General features: G+C 70.9%; 16 protein-coding genes. 14 read left to right on the top strand and 2 right to left on the bottom strand.

Going from position 1 to position 21,438, the window contains the following annotated elements; all coding sequences use genetic code 11:
• Positions 1-30 precede the first annotated feature (30 nt).
• The gene (locus OC490_RS49380) at positions 31-663 is read right to left on the bottom strand and encodes a muconolactone Delta-isomerase family protein (RefSeq protein ID WP_315986698.1); all 633 of its coding nucleotides are present in this window, start codon (positions 661-663) and stop codon (positions 31-33) included.
• Positions 664-925: 262 nt separating this feature from the next.
• Here OC490_RS49380 and OC490_RS24880 point away from each other — a divergent pair, with 262 nt between their 5' ends.
• From OC490_RS24880 to OC490_RS24870, 3 genes are all read left to right on the top strand, one after another.
• Positions 926-1,903 carry a DUF4331 domain-containing protein gene (locus OC490_RS24880; RefSeq protein ID WP_262060206.1) on the top strand — a complete coding sequence of 326 codons (978 nt, stop codon included), beginning with the start codon at positions 926-928 and terminating at the stop codon, positions 1,901-1,903.
• Between the two features lie 67 nt (positions 1,904-1,970).
• Positions 1,971-2,681: an SDR family NAD(P)-dependent oxidoreductase gene (locus OC490_RS24875; protein ID WP_262060205.1), complete on the top strand. Its 711-nt coding sequence runs from the start codon at positions 1,971-1,973 to the stop codon at positions 2,679-2,681.
• Between the two features lie 421 nt (positions 2,682-3,102).
• Positions 3,103-3,945: an MHYT domain-containing protein gene (locus OC490_RS24870; protein ID WP_262060204.1), complete on the top strand. Its 843-nt coding sequence runs from the start codon at positions 3,103-3,105 to the stop codon at positions 3,943-3,945.
• A gap of 62 nt (positions 3,946-4,007) precedes the next feature.
• Here the strand turns inward: OC490_RS24870 and OC490_RS24865 are convergent, their stop codons facing one another.
• Positions 4,008-4,982, bottom strand: coding sequence for an NAD(P)-dependent oxidoreductase (locus OC490_RS24865; RefSeq protein WP_262060299.1), 975 nt, complete (start codon positions 4,980-4,982; stop codon positions 4,008-4,010).
• Positions 4,983-5,078: 96 nt separating this feature from the next.
• Between OC490_RS24865 and OC490_RS24860 the strand changes: the two genes are divergently transcribed.
• From OC490_RS24860 to OC490_RS24810, 11 genes are all read left to right on the top strand, one after another.
• Positions 5,079-5,684, top strand: coding sequence for a TetR/AcrR family transcriptional regulator (locus OC490_RS24860; protein WP_262060203.1), 606 nt, complete (start codon positions 5,079-5,081; stop codon positions 5,682-5,684).
• Between the two features lie 156 nt (positions 5,685-5,840).
• Positions 5,841-6,836 carry a LacI family DNA-binding transcriptional regulator gene (locus OC490_RS24855; RefSeq protein ID WP_262060202.1) on the top strand — a complete coding sequence of 332 codons (996 nt, stop codon included), beginning with the start codon at positions 5,841-5,843 and terminating at the stop codon, positions 6,834-6,836.
• A 338-nt stretch (positions 6,837-7,174) separates the two neighbouring features.
• On the top strand, positions 7,175-8,704 hold the full coding sequence (locus OC490_RS24850; RefSeq protein WP_262060201.1) for an ABC transporter substrate-binding protein: 1,530 nt from the start codon (positions 7,175-7,177) through the stop codon (positions 8,702-8,704).
• 93 nt (positions 8,705-8,797) lie between these two features.
• Positions 8,798-9,739 carry an ABC transporter permease gene (locus OC490_RS24845; protein WP_262060200.1) on the top strand — a complete coding sequence of 314 codons (942 nt, stop codon included), beginning with the start codon at positions 8,798-8,800 and terminating at the stop codon, positions 9,737-9,739.
• Positions 9,736-11,592, top strand: coding sequence for a dipeptide/oligopeptide/nickel ABC transporter permease/ATP-binding protein (locus OC490_RS24840; protein ID WP_262060199.1), 1,857 nt, complete (start codon positions 9,736-9,738; stop codon positions 11,590-11,592). Before OC490_RS24845 ends, OC490_RS24840 begins: the two co-directional genes overlap by 4 nt.
• Positions 11,589-12,515 (top strand): ATP-binding cassette domain-containing protein, encoded by a 927-nt coding sequence (locus OC490_RS24835; protein WP_262060198.1) that lies wholly within the window; start codon positions 11,589-11,591, stop codon positions 12,513-12,515. The genes OC490_RS24840 and OC490_RS24835 overlap by 4 nt, the downstream gene beginning before the upstream one ends.
• Positions 12,512-13,999 carry a glycoside hydrolase family 43 protein gene (locus OC490_RS24830; RefSeq protein WP_262060197.1) on the top strand — a complete coding sequence of 496 codons (1,488 nt, stop codon included), beginning with the start codon at positions 12,512-12,514 and terminating at the stop codon, positions 13,997-13,999. The genes OC490_RS24835 and OC490_RS24830 overlap by 4 nt, the downstream gene beginning before the upstream one ends.
• Positions 14,000-14,058: 59 nt before the next feature.
• Positions 14,059-16,239, top strand: a complete 2,181-nt coding sequence (locus tag OC490_RS24825; protein WP_262060196.1) for a beta-galactosidase — start codon at positions 14,059-14,061, stop codon at positions 16,237-16,239.
• Positions 16,236-18,770 (top strand): beta-glucosidase family protein, encoded by a 2,535-nt coding sequence (locus OC490_RS24820; RefSeq protein WP_262060195.1) that lies wholly within the window; start codon positions 16,236-16,238, stop codon positions 18,768-18,770. The genes OC490_RS24825 and OC490_RS24820 overlap by 4 nt, the downstream gene beginning before the upstream one ends.
• Entirely contained in the window at positions 18,767-20,341 is a 1,575-nt protein-coding gene (locus OC490_RS24815) for a DUF4038 domain-containing protein (RefSeq protein ID WP_262060194.1), read from the top strand. The genes OC490_RS24820 and OC490_RS24815 overlap by 4 nt, the downstream gene beginning before the upstream one ends.
• A 135-nt stretch (positions 20,342-20,476) precedes the next feature.
• The gene (locus OC490_RS24810; protein ID WP_262060298.1) at positions 20,477-21,397 is read left to right on the top strand and encodes a DUF5829 family protein; all 921 of its coding nucleotides are present in this window, start codon (positions 20,477-20,479) and stop codon (positions 21,395-21,397) included.
• Positions 21,398-21,438: the final 41 nt, after the last annotated feature.

Here is a 21,438-nt window from a genome sequence, read left to right as displayed (position 1 = left end):
ACCCGTCCGGGCGAAGTGCAGGTAAGCCGATCAAGCCGTGCAGCCGCTGGAAACGCGGGGCCCCTGGACGCTCGCCGGGTCGCCGGGATGCCTGGTCAGCGGCATCGTCTCGACGGTGAGCCAGTCGGCAGGCGGCAGGGAGCGCAGGACGTCCCGCATCTGCCCGGCTCCGGCGGCGTGCCAGAGGCCGAGGTTGCGCCCCTCGCCGGGCAGCCTCCACAACCGGATCAGATGGCCCTCGGCGGCCGGATCACAGGCGCGGTCGTCGTCACGGGTGGTCATCTCCTCAAGGCCCTCGCCGCTCGTTCCGTACGGCAGCTCCACGACGAGCGTGACCAGGAACTCCTGGCTGCTCTCCGAGAGCGGAATCCGGCCCCGCCCGGGGTCGCCGGGGTGCGGGCCGAGCGCGGTGACCTCGTCCGTCCGCCAGACCCGCAGGGGCATCGAGGCGAGTGTCCGCTCCAGGCCGTCGGAGTCGTCGGCGGCGAACAGCCCGGTCGTGCGCCACTCGCCCGGCTCCGGCGGCGGACGCCACAGGCGCAGCACCTGCCCCCGGGCCGCCAGTTCACGGGTGTGCGTGGCCTCGCGCCCCCGGACGTCCTCCACCTCGTACGCCGGTGTTCCGCCCGGAACCCGGGTCGTCATCGTGACCAGGTACTCCATGTGGGGCCTCCTCGGCCGTCGCCCCGCCCAGCATCGGCCGGCCGGGTCGTCGCTCGCGCCCGTGCTCCTCCCTGGCCGACGGCCTTCCAGGGTGTCGCCCGTTGCCCGCCCGGTACGGCACGGACCAGTGAGTTCCACGGGCGCGACGGTCTCCGGCGCCGCGGGACGCTGGACGAAGTCACCCACCGTCCCGCGAGTCGCAGCGCCAGGGCGACGAACTCCGCACTGCGCGACCACCTCGTGGCCGACCGAGGGAATCGCCATGTCCAACCACTTCAGCGCCGCCTATCTCAAGTTCCCCGGCGACGACGCGCGCCTGGACCTGACCGACCTGTACGCCTTCCCGGCGTCCGGCGACGCCGGCAGAACGGTGTTGATCATCGACGTGAACCCCTTCGCGACGGGTATGAGCGCGACCCCGCCCTTCCTGATGAGCTCGGAACTGCACCCCGACGCGGTGTACCGCATCGCCGTCGACAACGACGGCGACAACCAGGCCGACGCCGCCTTCTCCTTCGTGTTCACGGAGGAGAAGGACGGCAGGCAGACGGGCACGGCCTTCTACGCCACCGGAACCGACGCCCGCAGCGCCGAGCCGGCCGGCGAGGTGCTCGCCAGTGCCGTACCGGTCGGTTTCGACGCGTCGGCGCAGCCCGTGCAGGCGGGGCGCTGCCGACTGTTCACCGGCGTGCGCGGCGATCCGTTCTTCGCCGACGCCGAAGGCGCCCTGCACGGTTTCGAGTGGACGGGGCAGGACGCCTTCGCCGACAAGGACGTGCAGTGCATCGCGCTGGAGGTGCCCGACGACATGCTCGGCCCGGATCCGGTGATCCAGCTGTGGGCGACCGTGAGCGTGCGCCGCGACGGGGCGCTCGTGCAGGTGGACCGCGGTGGGCATCCGACGATCAACCCGTTCATCAATCCCGACTACGCCAAGGACGCGTACAACGCCGGGCATCCGTCGGACGACGTGGCGAAGTACCTGGAGCCGTGGTCGAAGATCCTGGAGGGGAACGGCTATCCGCCTGCCGAGGCGAGCGCGGCGGCTGCCACCGTCCTGCCGGACCTCCTGCGCTACGACCGCGGCCGGCCGGCCGTGTATCCCAACGGGCGGGGACTCACCGATGACGTCTTCATCGCCCGGATGGCCTTCCTGACCAACGGAAAGGTCACCTCCGGCGGGGTGCCGCCGCACGACTACCTGCCCGAGTTCCCCCACCTCGGACCCCCGCACAGGTAGGCATGCCCCACCCGAGCGGGACCGGCCGACACGGTCCGGTCCGCACCGTCACCACCCAGAGGCCGCCATGGACACTCCCGTCAGGAAGGTCGCCGTCATCACCGGCGCCTCGCAGGGCATCGGCGCAGGCCTTGTCGAGGCGTACCGGAAACTCGGCCATCGCGTCGTCGCGACCTCGCGCGGCATCTCGCCCTCAGCGGACCCGGACGTCCTCACGGTCCAGGGCGACATCACCGATCCCGGCACGGCCGAACGCGTCACCACCAGGGCGATCGAACGGTTCGGCCGGATCGACACCCTCGTCAACAACGCGGGCCTCTACCTCGCCAAGCCGTTCACCGACTACTCCCGGGAGGAGTACGAGACGGTCGTCGGCGTCAACCTGACCGGCTTCTTCCACATCACCCAGCTCGCCGTCCGGCAGATGCTTCGTCAGGGCACCGGACACATCGTCCAGATCAGCACCAGCCTCGCCGACCACGCCAACTCCACGATCCCCGCGGTGCTGGCCTCCCTGACCAAGGGCGGGCTGCAGTCCGCCACCAAGGCGCTGGCGATCGAGTTCGCCTCCCGCGGCATCCGCAGCAACGCGGTCGCGCTGGGCGTCATCCGAACTCCCATGCACCCGGAGACATCCGCGAGTCTCGCCGCACTGCACCCGCTCGGACGGATGGGCGAGGTCGCCGATGTCGTCGACGCGATCGTCTTCCTGGAGAACGCGGCCTTTGTCACAGGCGAGATCCTCCACGTCGACGGCGGCCAGAGTGCCGGCCGGTGAACTCGCCACGGTGGTGGGCTTTATGAGCAGTAGTGACGAAGTATCGATTCGGCTAACACCTATCCAGGTTGTGCAGGAAATGTGTGAACGTCGTGATTGAATCATGCACAACTCGGCCTGGTGGCTTGAACTCGACCGTTCGGTTCCCCGTGTCCTGTCTCCGTTCGCAGGATGTCCGCGCGCTCGTGCACGTCCGCCCGGCCGAGCCGGTACGAACGTGCGGCAGGGGCGGGAGTGGTCGATCCGCGCGCGCCCCTGCCGTGGCGCACCCTGTGTCCCCGCGCGTCTCCCGACCGGAGGCCCGCGCCAGGCGCGGCCCGGCGGTTTCCGTGGCCCGTCGGACGGGAGCGTGCGCACGTCACCGTGCCGGCCCGCCGCTCCTGCGGTGCGGCCTGCCGTCACGTACGTGAAGGGAACCTCGATGACCGCCACCGTCTCCGACTTCTACTACGGCGCAGTGACACCTGTCGCCGCCTACCTGATGGCATGCCTGGGAGCGGCCCTCGGGCTGCGCTGCACGACCCGTTCGCTGCGCCGCCCGCAGCACAGAGCCCGGTGGCTGGCCATGGGTGCCGTGTCGATCGGCTGCGGCATATGGACCATGCACTTCATCGCCATGATCGGCTTCAGCGTCCAGGGCGCGCTGGTCAACTACGACACGACGAAGACGCTCCTGAGCCTCCTCGTGGCGATCGTGGTGGTCGCGATAGGCGTGTTCCTGGTCGGCTACCGGGGCGGCTCACCGCTCAACCTCGGGGTCGCGGGCGCGGTCACCGGACTCGGCGTGGCGGCCATGCACTACCTCGGGATGGCCGCCATCCAGACGAACGGCACCCTCCACTACAACCCGCTGACCGTGGTGCTGTCCGTGGTGATCGCGGTCGGTGCCGCCACCGCGGCGCTGTGGGCGGCGGTCTCCATCCACGCACTGTGGGCGAGCCTCGGCGCGAGCCTGGTCATGGGTGTAGCCGTGACCGGCATGCACTACACAGGCATGGCCGCGGTCTCCGTGCACCTCACCCACCAGGCCTCGTCCGCGCAGTCCTCGGCCGACCTGGTCGCGTTCCTCCTGGTCATGCTCGCCGGCCCGCTCGTCGTCCTGCTGATCGCCGCCGTGATCGTCATGTTCGACCCCGACATGATGCTCGGCGACGACGAGGAGACGCTGCAGGCGCCCGCGCCCGCGCCGCTGTTCGGCGGTGACTCCGTGTTCCCGGCGCAGCAGTCGTCGGCGCAGCAGTCGCAGACGCGCACCTCCTGGTGACCTGACCCGACACCCCGAACACACACGGCCGTCCGGGCCCGATCCCGGGCGGCCAGATGCGCTCACATGCCGTTCTCCGCAGGGGTGGTCCGGGTGCGTGACGCTGCCGCACCCTCGGTCCTGGCCTCCAGCGCGCGCAGTACGGCCACCATGTCCTCGCCGCCGTGACCCCGTGCCACGGTCTCCTCGTAGAGGGCGTGGCAGACGTCCAGGAGCGGGGAGGACAGCCCCGCCTTGCGGGCGGCCTCCGCGATCAGCCGGTTGTTCTTCAGTACGTCGGTCGCCGCCGCCTGCACGGCGAAGTCGCGGGTCACCAGCTTGGGCGCCTTCACCCGGGAGACCGAACTGGCCATCGGTCCCGCGTCCAGGACGTCCCCGAGCAGGCGCTGGTCGAGCCCGTGCCGGTCGGCGAAGTGGAACGCCTCGGCGAGCCCGGTGACCAGGGTGATCAGGAACAGGTTCACCGAGAACTTCATCAGCAGGGCACCGGGTACCGCACCGCAGTCGAACGTCTCCTGGCACACCGGGGCGAGCAGCGGTCGTACGGCCGTCACGGCATCGGTGTCCCCGGCCAGCATGCCCACCAACTTCCCCTGCTCGGCCGGGACTCGGGAACCGGAGACCGGGGCCTCGACATATCTCCCGCCCGCGATGCGGATGTCGTCCTGGAGGGCGCCCGAGTACTCGGCCGAGGTCGTGCCCATGTGGACGACGGTGTGTCCGGCGACCCGGGCCGCGAAGTGCGGGGTGCCCCGACCCAGTACGGCGTCCACGGCCGTCTCGTCGGCCAGCATCAGGAACACGACGTCGTCGGCCCGGTCGAAGACCTCGGCGGGGCCCGCCGCGACCTCGGCCCCGGCGGCACGCAGGGGTTCGGACCGGCCGGGCGTGCGGTTCCACACCACGAGGGGTGTTCCGGCGCGGGCGAGGTTGAGCGCCATGGGCTGGCCCATGACCCCGGCGCCGACGAAACCCACGTACGCCACGACGCACCGCCGTTTCCCTCCGGGGCGAGGCCGGACCGTTGCCGTCTGCATCGCCGCTGTTATGACAGCGGTCATAGTAGTTCACGCTATGACGGCGGTCATAGAGTGGAGTCCGGAGAGCCCGTGCGACGGTGACGGAGGTCGGGGATGGCGGCGGCAGAGGTGCCCCGGTACGGGGCACGCGAGCGGATGGTCTTCAGTGCGGCGCAGCTCATCCGGCGCGACGGAGTCGCCGCCACCGGGATGCGCGAGGTCGCCGTGCACGCGCACGCGCCGCGTGGCTCGCTGCAGCACTACTTCCCCGGCGGCAAGGAGCAGTTGGTCAACGAGGCCGTCGGCTGGGCCGGTCGGTACGCGGGCAAGCGCGTCGACCGTTTCCTCGCCGCGCTGCCCGAGCCGACGCCGAGCGGGCTGTTCGCCGAGATGGTCCGCCAGTGGACCGCCGAGTTCACGGCCGTCGGCTTCGCGGGCGGCTGTCCGGTGGCCGCCGCCACGGTGGACTGCGCGGAGACCAGCGCCGCCACGCGCGAAGCTGCTTCCGCCGCCTTCGCCACCTGGAGCGGCTCGGTCGCCCGCGCCCTCACCGGGATGGGTGTGCCGGAGGAGCGGGCCGGCACGCTGGCCACCCTGATGGTCAGTGCCCTGGAGGGGGCGATCCTCGTCGCCCGGGCCGAGCGGGACGTCCGTCCCCTGACGACCGTGGCCGGGGAACTCGGCCCCCTCCTTGACGCCGCGGTGCGCGAGGATGGGTGATCGGAGGCCCAGGGGCATCGTTCGTACCGCCAGTAACAGGCCATCCTGTCCGACACGTCGGACGTGTGGCACCCTCACTGTTACGATTCAGTGACGCACGCCACCCCGGTCGGGCGCACGGCACCGGCATGTCCGAGATGTTCCCAGGAGGCTCCCATGGCGGGCAGGACCGGCCGCGTGACGGCGACCGACGTCGCCAAGGAGGCGGGAGTCTCGCAGACCACGGTCAGCTATGTGCTGAACGACGTCCCGCACCAGAAGATCTCCGAGCAGACCCGGCGCAAGGTCCTCGACGCGGTGGCGAAGCTGGGCTACAAACCGTCGGCCGCCGCCCGCGCCCTCCGGCTCGGCCGCAGCGACCTGGTGCTGATGTTCCTCCCGGACGTCCCGGTCGGCGGCACGATCACGGCCCTCGTCGAACTGCTGGGTGACGAGCTGGAGCGGCACGGCCTGAACCTCGTCACCCGGCGCGAGCACCACGCCCCGCTCAAGTCGCTCTGGCAGGAACTCATGCCGGTGGCCGTGATGACGGCGTTCGAGGTCTCCGCCGAGGACGTGGCCGGTATGCGGGCGGCCGGCATCCACGTGGTCAGCGCCGGGATGGGCCCCGACGCCGCCCCGGGCGTGCTGACCATCCCCCAGACCCTCATCGGCGCGATGCAGGTGGAGCGGCTGGCCGACACGGGGCATGTCCGCCTCGGCTACGCCGCGCCGGGGGATCCCCGGCTCCGTGACTTTCTGACCCTGCGGCTCGAAGGTGCCCGAACCGCCTGCGCGGAGCGCGGACTTGAGCCGCCCGTGCTGCTGGACGTGCCCCTCGACATCGGGGCCGCCGCCGCCGCGGCCGAGCAGTGGCACTCGGCCGTCCCCGCCGTCACGGGAGTGTGCGCCTACAACGACGAGACGGCTTTCGCCCTCCTCGCCGGCATGCGCCGGGTGGGCCTGTCCGCCCCGGGCGACCTGGCCGTGATCGGCGTCGACAACGACAAACTGGCGCCCTTCGCGATGCCGCCGCTGACGACGATCGACAACAACCTCGACGTCGTGGTGGGCCGACTGGCCCGGATGATCGTCAGCGGCGTGACCGGCCGGGCACTGCCGGCGTCGCCCCAGGTGACCCCGCTGAGCCTGGTCGTGCGCGAGTCGGCCTGACAGTGGTCGGCCCGATCTGACAACAGCCGTTCCGGCTCCGGGCGCGCGGTGACGCGACGCTCCGGTTAATTCCGGCTTTCCGGAAAACAGTGACGCACGGGTCTTGTGGCCCGCCAAGGGCTGGGCTTACGTTACGCATACGTTTCACTTGTACGTATCAGTGGCTGGTTCTCACCCACCGAAAACGGTGGCGAACACACCCCCTTCGGCCAGGGACGGCTGACCGCCAAGAACGGTTGACGCCGCGTCAGGACCTGGTTCTCCCTTCACCTCCGAGGCTCTTGAGGGCGGCTCTACGCCTGATGCCGCCCGGTCATCCACTCACCAGCGGAGTACCCATGCGAAGAATCGCGCTGACGGCCGTATCCGCGGCCCTGATGTTGTCCGCGGCCGCGTGCGGCTCGGGTTCAGGTTCCGGTTCCGGCAAAGCGGCCACCGGCGGCACCCTGACCCTGGCCCCGCTCGTCGCGGCGCAGCCGTGGGACCTGGCCGACGCCGGACTCGGCAACAACGCGCAGTACTACCAGCCCGTATACGACTCGCTGTTCCGGCTGTCCCCGACGGCCGAGGTCGAACCCAACCTGGCGACCAAGTGGTCCTACGACGCGGCCCGCACGGTACTCACGCTGACCCTGCGCAGCGGCGTCAAGTTCACCGACGGCACCCCCCTGGACGCGACGGCGGTCAAGACCAACCTGCTGCACACCAAGGGCGGCACCAGCGAGGCGGCGGGCCAACTGGCCAGCATCAGCGGGGTCGACGTCGTCAGCGCCACCGAGGTCAGGATCCGGCTCTCGGCCCCCGATCCCTCGCTGGTCCCGAACCTCGGAAACGTGGCCGGCATGATCGCCAGCCCCAAGGCCATCACCGCGGGCACGATCAAGAACACCCCGGTGGGCTCCGGCCCGTACAGCCTGGACAAGTCGGCCACCACGGCGGGCAGCACCTACACCTTCGTCCGCAACCCGGGGTACTGGAACAAGGCCGCCTTCCCCTTCGACAAGATCGTTCTCAAGCCGCTGACCGACCCGACCGCCGTGCTCAACGCGCTGCGCTCGGGCCAGGTCAACGGCGCGCTGCTGGCCAGCGCCAAGAGCATCGCGCCGGCCAAGAGCAGCGGGCTGACCGTCACCAAGTTCACCTCCGGTGACGTCGAGGGCGTCTACATCTGGGACCGCGCCGGAAAGATCGTCAAGGCACTCGGGGACGTCCGGGTCCGCCAGGCGCTCAACTACGCCTTCGACCGCTCCACGATCGTCAAGACGGCGAAGCAGGGTCTCGGCAAGGCGACCACCCAGATCTTCAACCCGGCCGGTTCGGCCTTCGACAGCACCCTGAACTCCCAGTACACCTACGACCCGGCGAAGGCCAAGCAGCTGCTGGCCGAGGCGGGCTACCCGCACGGCTTCTCGGTCACCGTCCCGGACGTGTCCTCGGTCTTCCCGGACCAACAGGCCGCCATGGTCCAGCAGTTGGAGGACATCGGGATCAAGGTCAAGGTCGACAAGATCCCGGTCACGCAGTTCATCAGCGCCCTCCTCGCCGGCAAGTACCCGCTGTCGTACATGACGCTGGCCTCCTTCCGCCCCTGGGACACCATCCAGATCGAGGTCGGCAAGAGCGCGCTGTGGAACCCGCTGCACACCGAGGACCCCAAGGTCACCGACCTCGTCACCAAGGCCCGGTCGGCGACCGGCGCCACCCAGGACGCCCTGTTCACGCAGCTCAACACCTACCTCGTCGACCAGGCGTGGAACGCGCCCTGGGACTCCGTCGAGGCCGTCTACGCGACGACCAAGGGCGTCACCTTCACACCGCAGACGTTCGCCGCGGTGCCCCCGATCTACAACTTCAAGCCCGCCGGCTGACCAGGACGGCGGACCGGGCGGGCACGGTGGCACCGATCCCGCCCGGCCGCCGACGCACCGTAACGGCCGAGGAAAGGCAAGGTGGAGAGACTGATGATTGTTTTCTTGGTCCGGCGCATCGCCGCCGGGCTGGTCCTGGTCCTGGTCATCGCGACCACGACCTTCGCGCTGATGGGCCTCACCGGCTCCGATCCGGTGCGCCAGATCGTGGGACAGACCGCCACCCAGCAGCAGGTGACCGCGAAGTCCGCCGAACTCGGGCTCGACCAGCCCTTCGTGGTCCGCTACGGCCACTGGCTCGCGGACGCGGTGCACGGCAACCTCGGCAGCTCGTGGTTCAGCGGTGAGTCCGTGACGACCTCGCTGGAGAACAAGCTGCCGGTCACACTGTCGATCGTGCTGGCGGCACTGCTGCTGTCGGCCGTACTGAGCACCGTGCTGGGAGTGGCCGCCGCGGTCCGCAGGGGAGCACTGGACCAGGTGGTGCAGCTGCTCGCGGTCCTCGGGTTCGCCGTGCCCAGCTTCCTGGTCGCCCTGGTGTTCGCCGTGGTGATCGGTGTCGACCTGGGCTGGCTGCCCGCGACCGGCTATGTCCCGCTCGCGGACTCGGCGGGCGGCTGGCTGAAGTCGATCACCCTCCCCGCGCTGTCGCTCTCCGTCGGAGCGATCGCCGCCACCGCACAGCAGGTACGCGGCTCCATGGTCGACGTCCTGCGCGCGGACTACGTACGGACCCTCCGCAGCCGTGGCATCAGCGAGCGGAGCCTGCTGTTCCGGCACGCGCTGCGCAACGCGGCCCCGGCCGCGCTGACCGTGCTGGCCCTGCAGTTCATCGGCCTGGTCGGCGGCGCGGTGGTCGTCGAGAAGGTCTTCGGCCTCAACGGGATCGGCAGCGAGGCGACGAGCGCCGGATCCCAGGGCGACACCCCGGTGGTCATGGGCGTCGTCGTGGTCATGGTCGCCCTCGTCGTGGTGGTCAACATCCTGATGGACCTCGCGTACGGCTGGCTCAACCCGAAGGTGCGTGTCGGATGACGCTGCCTCAGTCCGAAGAAACAGCGGTCACCGCGGCCGTCGCCGCACACGGAAGGGCGGGCCTCCTGCGCCGGCTGCTGCGCAGCCCGGTGGCCGTGACCTGCCTGGTCCTCCTCGCCCTCGTCTCCCTGGCCAGCCTGTTCGCGCCGCTGTTGACCAGCCAGGACCCGGCGCACACCTCGCTCACCGAGAGCCTCGCCCCGATGAGCGGCAAGCACCCCCTGGGCGGTGACGGCGTCGGCCGTGACGTCCTGGCGCGGCTGCTCTACGGCGGGCGCACCAGCCTGCTGGGCGCTCTGCTCGCGGTGGCCGTCGCCCTGGTGATCGGTGTTCCCGCCGGTCTGGTGGCCGGTTACTACCGCAAGTGGTTCGACGCGGTGAGCAGTTGGCTGGCGAACCTGCTGATGGCCGTACCGGCGATCATCGTGCTGCTGGTCGTGATGTCCTCGGTGGGACAGAACACCTACATCGCCATGGCCGTCTTCGGCGTGCTGATGTCACCGGGTGTCTTCCGGCTGATCCGCGCCTCGGTGATCTCCGTGCGCGAGGAGCTGTACGTGGATGCGGCCCGGGTCTCCGGCCTGGCCGACCGTCGGATCATCCGTCGGCACATCCTGCCCGTCGTCCAGGCGCCGACCATCATCCAGGCCGCCCAGATGCTCGGTCTCGGCATCGTCATCCAGTCCGGTCTGGAGTTCCTCGGCCTGGGCTCGGCGACCCAGGCGAGCTGGGGCTCCATGCTCAACGACGCCTTCGCCAACATCTACAACAAGCCGGAGTTGATGGTCTGGCCCGGAGCGGCGCTCGCCGTGACCGTCGCCGCGTTCGGCCTGCTGGGCAACGCCCTGCGGGACGCGCTGGACGGGACCGCGACCCGCGGACGGAAGCCGCGCGGCGCGACGCCCCGCAAGCCGGTGGTGGTGAAGCACTCCGTACGGCCCGAGGCGACGGACGCGCTGCTCGCCCTCGAAGGCCTGACGGTCTCCTATCCGACGGCCGAGGGGGAGAAGACCGTCGTCGACGGCGTATCGCTCACGGTGCGCCGGGGCGAAGTCCTCGGTCTGGTGGGGGAGTCGGGCTCGGGCAAGAGCCAGACCGCCTTCGCCGTCCTCGGCCTGCTGCCCCCGGAGGCCCGCGTCTCCACCGATCAACTGGTCTTCGACGGCACGGAGTTGGGAAGCCTCGGCCGCGCGGAGATGAACCGGTACCGGGGCCGCCGGATCGCCTATGTGCCGCAGGAGCCGATGTCCAACCTCGACCCCTCCTTCCGTATCGGCGCCCAACTGGTCGAACCGGTGCGCAGACACCTGAAGTTGTCGGCCGCCGAGGCGAAGGCCAAGACCCTCGCCCTGCTGGATCGGGTCGGGATCGCCGACCCCGAGCGGGTCTTCAACAGCTATCCCCACCAGATCTCCGGCGGCATGGCGCAGCGCGTCCTCATCGCCGGCGCGGTCTCCTGCGAACCGGACCTGCTGATCGCCGACGAGCCGACCACGGCACTTGATGTGACCGTGCAGGCCGAGGTGCTCGACCTGATCCGGTCCCTTCAACGCGAGCGGAACATGGGCGTGATCCTGGTGACCCACGACTTCGGTGTGGTGGCCGACATCTGCGACCGCGTGACGGTGATGCAGACCGGCACCGTCGTGGAGTCCGCCCCCGTAAGGGAGTTGTTCGCCGGTCCCCGCCACCCGTACACGCGGATGCTCCTGGCCTCCACGCTGGAGGACGCCGAGCCGAGGTCGCCGCTCAGCCGCATCGTGCCGGCGAGCGTCGCGGGAGCCACGCAGGTCGCGGGCCTCACGGACACCGCAGGGATCACGAACTCCGCACATCAGGAGGGTCCGGCATGACCGCGACCATGAACGGGACTCCGAACAAGGAACTCCCGGCCGAACCACTGCTGGCAGCCGACGACTTGGTCGTGGAATACCCGTCCAAGGGCTGGCGAAAGCCGCCGTTCCGGGTGCTGAAGGGCGTCTCGATCACCATCGGCGCGGGCGAGACCCTCGGACTGGTCGGTGAGTCGGGCTCCGGCAAGACCACCCTGGGCCGGGCCGTCCTCGGACTGGCCCCCGTCGCCTCCGGCACCGTCCGCTACGCCGGCAAGGTCATCTCGGGCCTGGGCCCGAAGGAACGCCGGGCGCTCAGCAGCGACATCCAGGTGGTGTTCCAGGACCCGTACACCTCCCTCAACCCGGCGATGACCGTGAACGACATCCTCAGCGAACCGCTCCGCGTCGCGGGCACCCCTCGCGCGGAGGCCGAGAAGCGGGTGCGGGACCTGCTCGACCAGGTCCGGCTGCCCGCCGACGCGGGGGAGCGGATGCCCCGGGAGTTCTCCGGCGGCCAGCGCCAACGCATCGCCATCGCAAGGGCGTTGTCCCGGGACCCCAGGGTCATCGTCTGCGACGAGCCGGTCAGCGCACTGGACCTGTCGACCCAGGCCCGGGTCCTGGACCTGTTCGTCGAGATCCAGGAACGCACCGGTGTCGCCTATCTGTTCGTCACCCACGACCTGTCCGTGGTCCGGCACATCAGCCACCGGGTCGCCGTCATGCGCGACGGCGAGATCGTCGAGACCGGCGACGCGGCGACGATCACCACCACACCCCAACACCCTTACACGAAACGGCTGTTGCTCGCCGCGCCGGTGCCGGACCCGGCTCGTCAGGCGGAACGCAGGGCCGAACGGCAACGCCTGGCGGCGGCCATGGCGGCCGGCGCCCCCACGAACACCCCCGTTATCGCCTCGACGTCGGGAGACCGAGCATGACCCTGCCCAACCCCACCGTCCCCGGCTTCCACCCGGACCCCAGCGTCACCCGCGTCGGCGACGACTACTACCTGGCCTGTTCCAGCTTCGAGTACCTCCCCGGCATACCGCTGTTCCACAGCCGCGACCTGGAGCACTGGGAGCCGATCGGCCATGTCGTCACGCGGCCGGGGCAGTTGGCGGTCGAGAAGGTCCCCACGCTCGGCGGTGCCTGGGCACCCACCATCCGCTTCCACGACGGCCGTTTCTGGCTGGTCGTCACCGACGCGATGGGACGCGGCAGCCTGATCTTCACCGCCGACCGTGCCGAGGGCCCCTGGTCCGACGGCATCGTCATGCAGGGAGCGCCCGGTATCGACCCGGACCTCGCCTGGGACGCCGACGGCACCTGCTACGTCACGTACTCCGGTCTCCAACTCGACGGCGACCGCGCCGGCGAACACCTGGGCGTCCAGCAGGTCCGGATGGACCTAGAAACCGGCCAAGCCCTCGAAGAACCACGGTCGTTGTGGTCCGGCACGGGCCTGATGTTCCCCGAGGCTCCGCACCTCTACGAGATCGACGGCACCTGGTACCTCCTGATCGCCGAGGGCGGCACCGAGCGCGGGCACTCCGTGAGCATCGCCCGCGGCACCCGTCCCGACGGCCCCTTCGAGGGCTGCCCGGCCAATCCCGTGCTCAGCGCCCGCAGCACCGCCCGCCCGATCCAGAACACCGGCCACGCCGACCTCGTACGCACTCCCGACGACGGCTGGGCCCTGATCCTGCTGGGGATGCGGCCCGGCGGTCTGACCAGGGCCTTCTCGCCCATGGGCCGGGAGACGTTCAGCACCGCGCTGGAATGGGTCGACGGCTGGCCCGTGGTACAGCCGGTCCAACTGACCCCGTCCACCCGACCGGTTGAGCAGACCGACACCTTCAGCGGCGCCCAACTCGGCCTGGAATGGCTCTCGATACGCACACCCGCCGCCGACTGGTCCTCGCTCACCGAGCGCCCGGGGCACCTCGTCATCCACGCCGACGGCTCCACCATGGACGACCCCCGACCACGGTTCGTCGGCCGCCGCCAGCAGCACGAGTCGGCCGTCTTCACGGTCCGCGTGGACAGCGGCGAGGGAGTCGGCGGACTGAGCCTGCGCATCGACGAACTCCATCACTACGACATCGAGGTGGGCGCCGGCCTCGCCCGTGCCCGCGCCCGGGTGGGCGGACTCTCCCAGACCTGGGAGCAGCCGATTCCCCCGGGACCGGTGACCGTACGGATCGAGACCGAACCGGTCACCGGTACGGGCCTCGACGCCCTCGGCCCCGACGTGGTCCACCTGTCCGTCGACTCCGGCACCGGACCGGTCGAACTCGCGGCCCTCGACGGCCGCTACGTCTCCGCCGAGACCGCCGCGTCCTTCACGGGCCGGGTCGTCGGCATGTACGCCGCCGAAGGCTCGGTCGCCTTCGCGCAGTTCAGCTACCGGGGCGAGGACTGACGCCTTCGTTCCGTCCCGAACCGGCCGACCGGTTCCTGACAGAAAGTCACCAGCACCGTATGGGCACTTCCTCCTCACGCATGCTCTTCGGAGCCGCGTACTACACCGAGTACCAGCCGTACGAGAGGCTCGCGCAGGACCTCGATCTGATGGCCGGGGCCGGGTTCAACGTCATCCGGGTCGGCGAGTCGGTCTGGTCGACCTGGGAACCTCGCGAGGGACAGTTCGAGCTCGACTGGCTGCAGCCCGTGCTCGACGCCGCCCACGACCGCGGCATCAAGGCCGTCGTGGGCACCCCGACCTACGCCGTCCCGCCCTGGCTGCGCCGCAAGTACCCCGAAACGGCGGCCCGTTCACGCACCGGGGAACCGATCCCGTACGGCATGCGACAGGACGCGGACTACTCGCACCCGGCCTTCCGGCATCTCGCCGAGCGGCTGGTCCGCAAGGTCGTGGGACGCTACGCCGACCATCCGGCGGTCATCGGCTGGCAGGTCGACAACGAGCCCGGACTGCGCCTGTTCTACAACGACTCGGTGTTCCAGGGCTTCCTCGACCACCTCCGCGACCGCTACGGCGACGTCGAGACCCTCAACCGCCGCTGGGGACTCACCTATTGGTCCCACCGCCTGCAGGACTGGGCGGACCTGTGGACCCCCGACGGCAACACCACCCCGTCGTACGACCTCGCCTGGCGCCGCTACCAGTCCCGGCTGACGCAGGAGTACATCACCTGGCACGCCGAACTGGTCCGCGACCTCGTCCCCGAGCACCACTTCATCACCACCTGCGTCGCCCTCGGCCAACAGGGCCTGGACATCTCGGCCATCGGCCAACCCCTCGACGTCGCCGGGGCCAACATCTACTACGCCACCCAGGACGGACTGGCCCTGCCGGGCCCCGACGAGCCCGCCGGCGGACTGCACCCGTTCTTCGTCCCCTGGTCGGGGCCCGCCTGGCTCTCCCTCCAGAACGACCTGGCCCGCGGCATCCGCCAGGAACCCTTCCTCGTCATGGAGACCAACGCCACCTCCATCGGCGGCTCCGCCGACAACTTCCCCCTCTACCGGGGCCAGGCCCGCCAGGCCGTGTGGAACATGGTCGCGCGCGGCGCCAGGATGATCGAGTACTGGCACTGGCACTCCCTGCACTACGGCGCCGAGACCTACTGGGGCGGCATCCTCGGCCACAGCCTGGAACCCGGCCGGACCTATCAGGAACTCTCGCTGATCGCAGGGGAGTTGCAGCAGGCAGGCCCGACGATCGAGGGTCTGCGCCCCCGCAGCGACGTGGCGATGCTGCTGTCCGCCGACAGTCGCTGGGCCATGGAGTTCATGGCACCCCTCAGGGGCGGCGCCCCCGCCTGGTTCGGCGACCCGCAGTCCTACGACTGGATCGTCGCCGCGTACTACCGGGGGCTGTTCGACGCCGGACTGTCCGTCGACATCGTCGCCCCCGAACAACTCCCGTCCAGTCCTGAGGAGGTGGCGGACCGCTGGCCGGTGCTGGTCGTCCCGGCGCTGTACATCGCGGACGACACGACACTCGACCTGCTGCGCCGGTACGCCGAGGCGGGCGGCCATCTCGTCCTCACTCCCCGCACCGGCTACGCCGACGAGGAGGCCGTCGCCCGGCACACGGTCATGCCCGGAGTGCTGCGCCCCGCCGCCGGCGCGCACTACCAGGAGTTCACCAATGTGCTGACCCCGGTCACGATCACCAAGGGCGAGGGGACACCGAACGGCCCCGCCCTGCACGGGCGGGCCACCGCGTGGGCCGACGGGCTGATCCCGGACGGTGCGACCGTCCTCGCCGGGTACGACCATCCGCACCTGGGCGAGTTCGCCGCCGTCACCACCCACGAGTACGGCGCCGGCCGGGTGACGTACGTCGGCACCGTCCCGGACCGCGAACTCTCGCACAGCCTCGCCGACTGGATCGCCGCGACCTCGCTGCCGCCCGACGCCTGGCGCGCGGCCCGGCCGGCCTCCGTCACCTGCACCTCGGCCACCACCACCGACGGCGCGATGCTGCGCTTCGTCCACAACTGGGCCTGGGAGCCGGTCGATTACCACCTGCCGGAAGACGTCCGCGACCTGCTGACCGGCGAGCCCCTCGCCGCCGGCAGCGCGCTCCCACTCGGGCCCTGGGACGTCCGGGTGCTCGTCGAGCACCCGGACGACACCCCCGCGACATCCCTTTCGCCCGCCGACCCCACTTCTTCGAGGAGGACGCCGTGACCCGGCAGCCCACCCCCACCGACGCCCCGCCCACGGCCGACGAGGCCGAGCTCGCCAGGCGCCTCGGCGCGCTCACCCTGGAGCAGAAGGTGCGGCTGCTGACCGGCGCGGACTTCTGGTCCCTCCATCCCGAACCCGCCGTAGGACTGAGGCGGTTGGTCGTCTCGGACGGCCCCGCCGGAGTCCGCGGCGAACTGTGGGACGAGCGCAGCCCCTCCGCCAACGTGCCCTCGCCCACCGCCCTCGCCGCCACCTGGGACGAGCAACTCGTCGAGCAGCTCGGAGGGTTGCTCGCCCACGAGGCGCGCGCCAAGGGCGTCGACGTCCTCCTCGCCCCCACCGTGAACCTGCACCGAACCCCTTACGGCGGACGGCACTTCGAGTGCTTCAGCGAGGACCCGCTGCTCACCGCGCGGATCGGCGTCGCCTATGTGAAGGGGGTGCAGGGCGGCGGCGTGGCGGCCACCGTGAAGCACTTCGTCGGCAACGACTCGGAGACCCAGCGGATGACGCTCGACGCCCGCATCGGCGAACGCGCCCTGCGGGAGCTGTACTTGACGCCCTTCGAGGCGATCGTCGGCGAGGGCCGCGTATGGGCCGTGATGGCCGCCTACAACGGGGTCAACGGACACCCGATGACCGAGAGCCCACTGCTGCGCCAAGTCCTGCACGACGACTGGAACTTCGACGGACTGGTGATGTCGGACTGGTTCGCCGCCCGCACCACCGAGCAGTCCGCGCGCGCCGCGCTCGACCTGGTGATGCCCGGCCCGATCGGCCCGTGGGGCGACGCGCTGGTGGCCGCTGTACGCAAGGGCAAGGTCGACGAGACGCTGGTGGACGACAAGGTGCTGCGGCTGCTGCGCCTCGCCGCCCGCGTCGGCGCGCTGGACGGCATCCCCACCACCGCCCGGCCGCCGGAGCAGGACACGGCATCGGTGGCGGCCCGGCTGCGCGAGACAGCCGCCGCCGGATTCGTGCTCGCCCGCAACGAGAATGCCGTACTGCCCCTGAACCGCGTGGTGTTGAAGAAGATCGCCGTCCTCGGCCCCAACGCCGCCGTGGCCCGCACCCTCGGCGGCGGCAGCGCCACCGTTTTCCCGCCGTACACCGTCTCCCCGCTCGACGGCATCCGCGCCGCCCTCGGCGACGGCGTCGAGGTCACCCACGGCATCGGCGTCACCCCGCAGACCCGCACCCCCGTAGCGCCGCTGTCCCACCTCCGCCTCCCCGACGGCACCGGCGAGGGCACCGAGGTCCGCTTCCTCGCCGCGGACGGAACCCTCCTCGGTTCCGAGCGCCGCGCCGGAGCCGCCTACACCTGGATGGGGTCCTACGGTCCCGGAGTGCCCGTCGGCGAGGTCGCCCGGGTGGAGGTGCGCACCGTGGTCCGCGCGGCCGGGGCCGGCCGCTACGCGATCGGCGGCTCGGGCATCGGCCGCTTCCGGATGTCCGTCGCGGGGACCGAGGCCTTCGACGTACGGCTCCAACTCCCGCCGGGCGCCGACCTGGTGGAGGGGCTGATGACCCCACCCCAGCGATTGCACACCGTCGAGCTGGCAGCGGGGGAGGAGACCGAGATCGTCCTCACCCACGACATCGACACCGAGTCCGCCTCCGGTTCGACGGGCGAGGCCATCGGTGACGCGGTCACCATGTTCCAGTTCAACCTGCAGCCCCCGCACGGCAGCGACGACGAGGAGATCGAGCGGGCCGTGGCACTCGCCCGCGATGCCGAGGTCGCCGTGGTCGTGGTCGGCACCACCGAGGAGGTCGAGAGCGAGGGCTTCGACCGTACCGGCCTCGCCCTTCCCGGCCGGCAGGACGAACTCGTCCGCCGGGTCGCCGAGGCCAACCCGCGCACCGTCGTGGTGGTCAACTCCGGTGCCCCTGTGCTGCTTCCCTGGGCCGACGACGTGGCGGCCGTGCTGCTCGCCTGGTTCCCCGGCCAGGAGTTCGGCAACGCGCTCGCCGACGTCCTGCTCGGCACGGCGGAACCCGGCGGACGGCTGCCGACGGTCTGGCCCGCCTCCGAGCGCGGACTGCCCACCACCGAACCGTCCGACGGCGTCCTCACCTACGACGAGGGACTGTTCATCGGCCACCGGGGCGCCGGCCGTCCCGAATGGCAGCCGCCCCGCTACGACTTCGGCCACGGACTCGGCTACACCACCTGGGAGTACGTCTCGCTCGACGTCCCCGGTGAGACGCCGCCCGGCACCGACTTCACGGCGGAGGTGCGCGTCCGCAACACCGGTACGCGGCACGGCAAGGAGGTCGTGCAGGTCTACGCCCGCCGTCCCGGAAGCGAGGTCGAACGTCCGGTCCGCTGGCTGGCCGGGTTCGCCGTGGTCGAGGCCGCGCCCGGCGAGGAGATGGTCGCGACGGTGACGGTGGACGCGCGGGCCCTGCGGCACTGGGACCCCGAGTCGGGTCGCTGGACGGTCGAGCCGGGGACCTTCCGCCTGGATGCGGGCCCGTCCTCGACGACCCTCCCGCTCACCGCGGACATCGTCGTCGGCCGGTCATGAACACTGCACGACCGGAAGCGGACCCGGTGACCGCCCCCTGGCGGCAGACCGAGATCACCCTCACCGGGGTCCGCGACCACGCCAACCCCTACACGGACGTCGACGTTTGGGCCGACTTCACCCACGAGTCCGGGACGGTCCTGCGCCGCCCGGCCTTCTGGGACGGCGGCCGGGTCTGGAAGATCCGGTTCGCTTCCCCGGAGCCGGCCGGCCGCTGGACCTGGCGCAGCGACACCAACTGCCTCACGGACGAAGGCCTCTCCGGGCGGACCGGAACCCTCGACGTCCGCCCCGCCACGGACGATGCCAACTCCTTCCACCGGCACGGCTTCTGGCGGATGTCGCCCGGCGGACGCAGCCTGGTGCACGCCGACGGGACGCCCGCGCTGCTGGTCGCCGACACCGCCTGGGCCCTGCCCTGGCGGGCCACGGAAGAACAGGTGAGGCAGTACGCGGCCGACCGGCGGGCCAAGGGCTTCAACGCGGCCCTGCTGATGAGCGTCCAGCCCGACATGGACGCGCGCGGCCCGCGCGACCGCACCGCCGACGAGGGGTTCGACGTCGGCTTCGAGGACCTGCCCACCGGGCACGTCACTGTCCTGAACCCTGCGTACTTCCAGTACCTCGACCGGCTGACCGGCATCCTCCGCGACCACGGGATCGTGCCCGTCCTCCAGCCGCTCTTCCACGGCTTCGGCTGGAAGGGCCAGCGGGTGGCGGGCCCGGTGGTCCCGCCGCAGGAGTACGCGCGCTACTGCCGCTACCTGGTCGCCCGCTACGGCGCCGCCCCCACCGTCTACCTGGTCGGCGCCGACGGCGAGGGCGGCGAACCGCAGATCGCGGCGGGCGGTGCGGAGATCGGCCGCTGGGACGGCTACGGCCAGCCCTGCGGCATCCACTACCGTCCGCACTCCGCCAACCGCGCCCACCAGAGCGAGAGTTGGCTGCACTTCCAGTGGTGCCAGACCGGCCACATGGGCGGGCACGTCCAGGAACGCGTCGCCGACATGTGGCGCAACACCCCGCCCAAGGCGGTCGCCAACGGCGAACCCACCTACGAGAACACCGGCCGCCCCGGCCGCGCCGCCGGCTGGTGGCAGGGGCACGAGGCCTGGAGCAATCTCTGCGCCGGCGGCACGATGGGCGTGGTGTACGGCGCGGCGAGCCTGTGGCAGTGGCGACTGCACGCCGAGGAACCCGGCCACGAGGACTACTTCCTCGCCGAGGGCGCGGGCTGGCGCGAGGCACTCGACTTCGAGGGCTCGCACCACGTCGGCCGCATCTCCCGCATCCTCGACGGCCTCCCGCTCACGGACATGCGCCCGGACTGGCACTCCACCCTGGCACCCCGGGGCCTGTCCGTCCCCGGCGAGCTGTACCTCTGCTACGCGGAGGAGGGCGGCCCACTGATCATCACGGACCCGCAGAACGTCCCGCTTCCCTACCGCGTCGTGGACCCCCGAACCGGAGCCACCGTCCGCGAGGGCGTGCGCGCCGCCGCAGGGGACCCCGTGCCCGACGAGGGAGGTGCGCCGAGGGTGTACATCTGCCATGACCCGAGGGGGAGTTGACCTCTGGGGCAGGCTGCCGTGCGGCATCCCGTCGAAGGCCGTGTGTCAAGCATTTCGACCACGTTCGCAAAGCACGGCAGCCGTCCCCTCGCCGCCCCTACGATCGCGCGCATGCTGATGCGTCGGACATTTCGGTTGATCATCGTGCTCGTCGTGGCCCTGGCCGGAGCGATCGGGGGTGCTGTCGGGACGGCACAGGCCGAGGGAGGCCGGTCCTCGTACGATCGGCAGCTGCTGTTCTACAACCACTCCTACGGCGTCTTCGACCGGGAGACCGCCGACGCCATCGAACACTCCGACTATCTGCGGGACTTCGCCAACTTCCAGGTCCGCACCACGACCGGCACCGGCGGACAGACCTGGACCGGCCGTTACCTGATGGGCCGTGAGACCTACTTGGAACTGTTCGGAGTCGGCGACGTCGCCGGCCAGGACGGCACCCTCGGCTCCGCCGGGCTGGGCCTGTCGACCGAGCGGGCGGGCGACCTGGCCACGGTCACCGCACGGCTGAAGGACGAAGGGGTTGCCGACCCGATCGCGTTCCTCCAGACCCGCGATTTCGGTGACGGTGTGCCCGTGCCGTGGTTCGACGCCGTTCTCACCACCACCGAGTACGACGCCTTCGGCGCCTGGGCGATGGAGTACCGGCCGGAGTACTTCGCCGACCCCCGCGGCAACACCGAACCGCCGCGCTATCCAGGTGACGTAGGCCGGGAACGCTACCTCTCCGACGACTACCGCACCCACCTGATGCGTGACGTGACCTCCGTCCGCATCGCGGTCACCCAGGGCGACCTCGCCGACACCGTGCCACTGCTGCGGGCCGGCGGGTTCACCGTCCGGACCGTGGCGGGCGGTGGCGTCGTCGCCGAGGGCGGCGGCACCACGATCCGCCTGGATGTCGTACCGCGGGAGAACGCGGGGATGCAGCGGGTCGACTTCGCACTCAACCGGCCCGTGAAGGACCGGCATGTGGAGCAGATCGGCCACTCGACCCTCACCGTCGGCCCCGGCAGCCGGGCCGTGTGGACGTTCGCCCACAACGGCACCCGGTAGGGGCCCGGACGGCCCCTGTCCTGGGCCATGTGATGCTGACG

It is taken from the genome of Streptomyces sp. STR69, assembly GCF_024519455.1.
Taxonomy (GTDB): domain Bacteria; phylum Actinomycetota; class Actinomycetes; order Streptomycetales; family Streptomycetaceae; genus Streptomyces.
The sequence above is the reverse complement of the archived record's forward strand: the minus strand, read 5'-3'. Positions and strand labels throughout refer to the sequence as shown.

Bases quoted from the DNA above. Each gene is read 5' to 3' on its own strand.
- OC490_RS49380 (WP_315986698.1), bottom strand. From the start codon at position 663: ATGGAGTACCTGGTCACGATGACGACCCGGGTTCCGGGCGGAACACCG.
- OC490_RS24880 (WP_262060206.1), top strand. From the start codon at position 926: ATGTCCAACCACTTCAGCGCCGCCTATCTCAAGTTCCCCGGCGACGAC.
- OC490_RS24875 (WP_262060205.1), top strand. From the start codon at position 1,971: ATGGACACTCCCGTCAGGAAGGTCGCCGTCATCACCGGCGCCTCGCAG.
- OC490_RS24870 (WP_262060204.1), top strand. From the start codon at position 3,103: ATGACCGCCACCGTCTCCGACTTCTACTACGGCGCAGTGACACCTGTC.
- OC490_RS24865 (WP_262060299.1), bottom strand. From the start codon at position 4,982: ATGCAGACGGCAACGGTCCGGCCTCGCCCCGGAGGGAAACGGCGGTGC.
- OC490_RS24860 (WP_262060203.1), top strand. From the start codon at position 5,079: ATGGCGGCGGCAGAGGTGCCCCGGTACGGGGCACGCGAGCGGATGGTC.
- OC490_RS24855 (WP_262060202.1), top strand. From the start codon at position 5,841: ATGGCGGGCAGGACCGGCCGCGTGACGGCGACCGACGTCGCCAAGGAG.
- OC490_RS24850 (WP_262060201.1), top strand. From the start codon at position 7,175: ATGCGAAGAATCGCGCTGACGGCCGTATCCGCGGCCCTGATGTTGTCC.
- OC490_RS24845 (WP_262060200.1), top strand. From the start codon at position 8,798: ATGATTGTTTTCTTGGTCCGGCGCATCGCCGCCGGGCTGGTCCTGGTC.
- OC490_RS24840 (WP_262060199.1), top strand. From the start codon at position 9,736: ATGACGCTGCCTCAGTCCGAAGAAACAGCGGTCACCGCGGCCGTCGCC.
- OC490_RS24835 (WP_262060198.1), top strand. From the start codon at position 11,589: ATGACCGCGACCATGAACGGGACTCCGAACAAGGAACTCCCGGCCGAA.
- OC490_RS24830 (WP_262060197.1), top strand. From the start codon at position 12,512: ATGACCCTGCCCAACCCCACCGTCCCCGGCTTCCACCCGGACCCCAGC.
- OC490_RS24825 (WP_262060196.1), top strand. From the start codon at position 14,059: ATGGGCACTTCCTCCTCACGCATGCTCTTCGGAGCCGCGTACTACACC.
- OC490_RS24815 (WP_262060194.1), top strand. From the start codon at position 18,767: ATGAACACTGCACGACCGGAAGCGGACCCGGTGACCGCCCCCTGGCGG.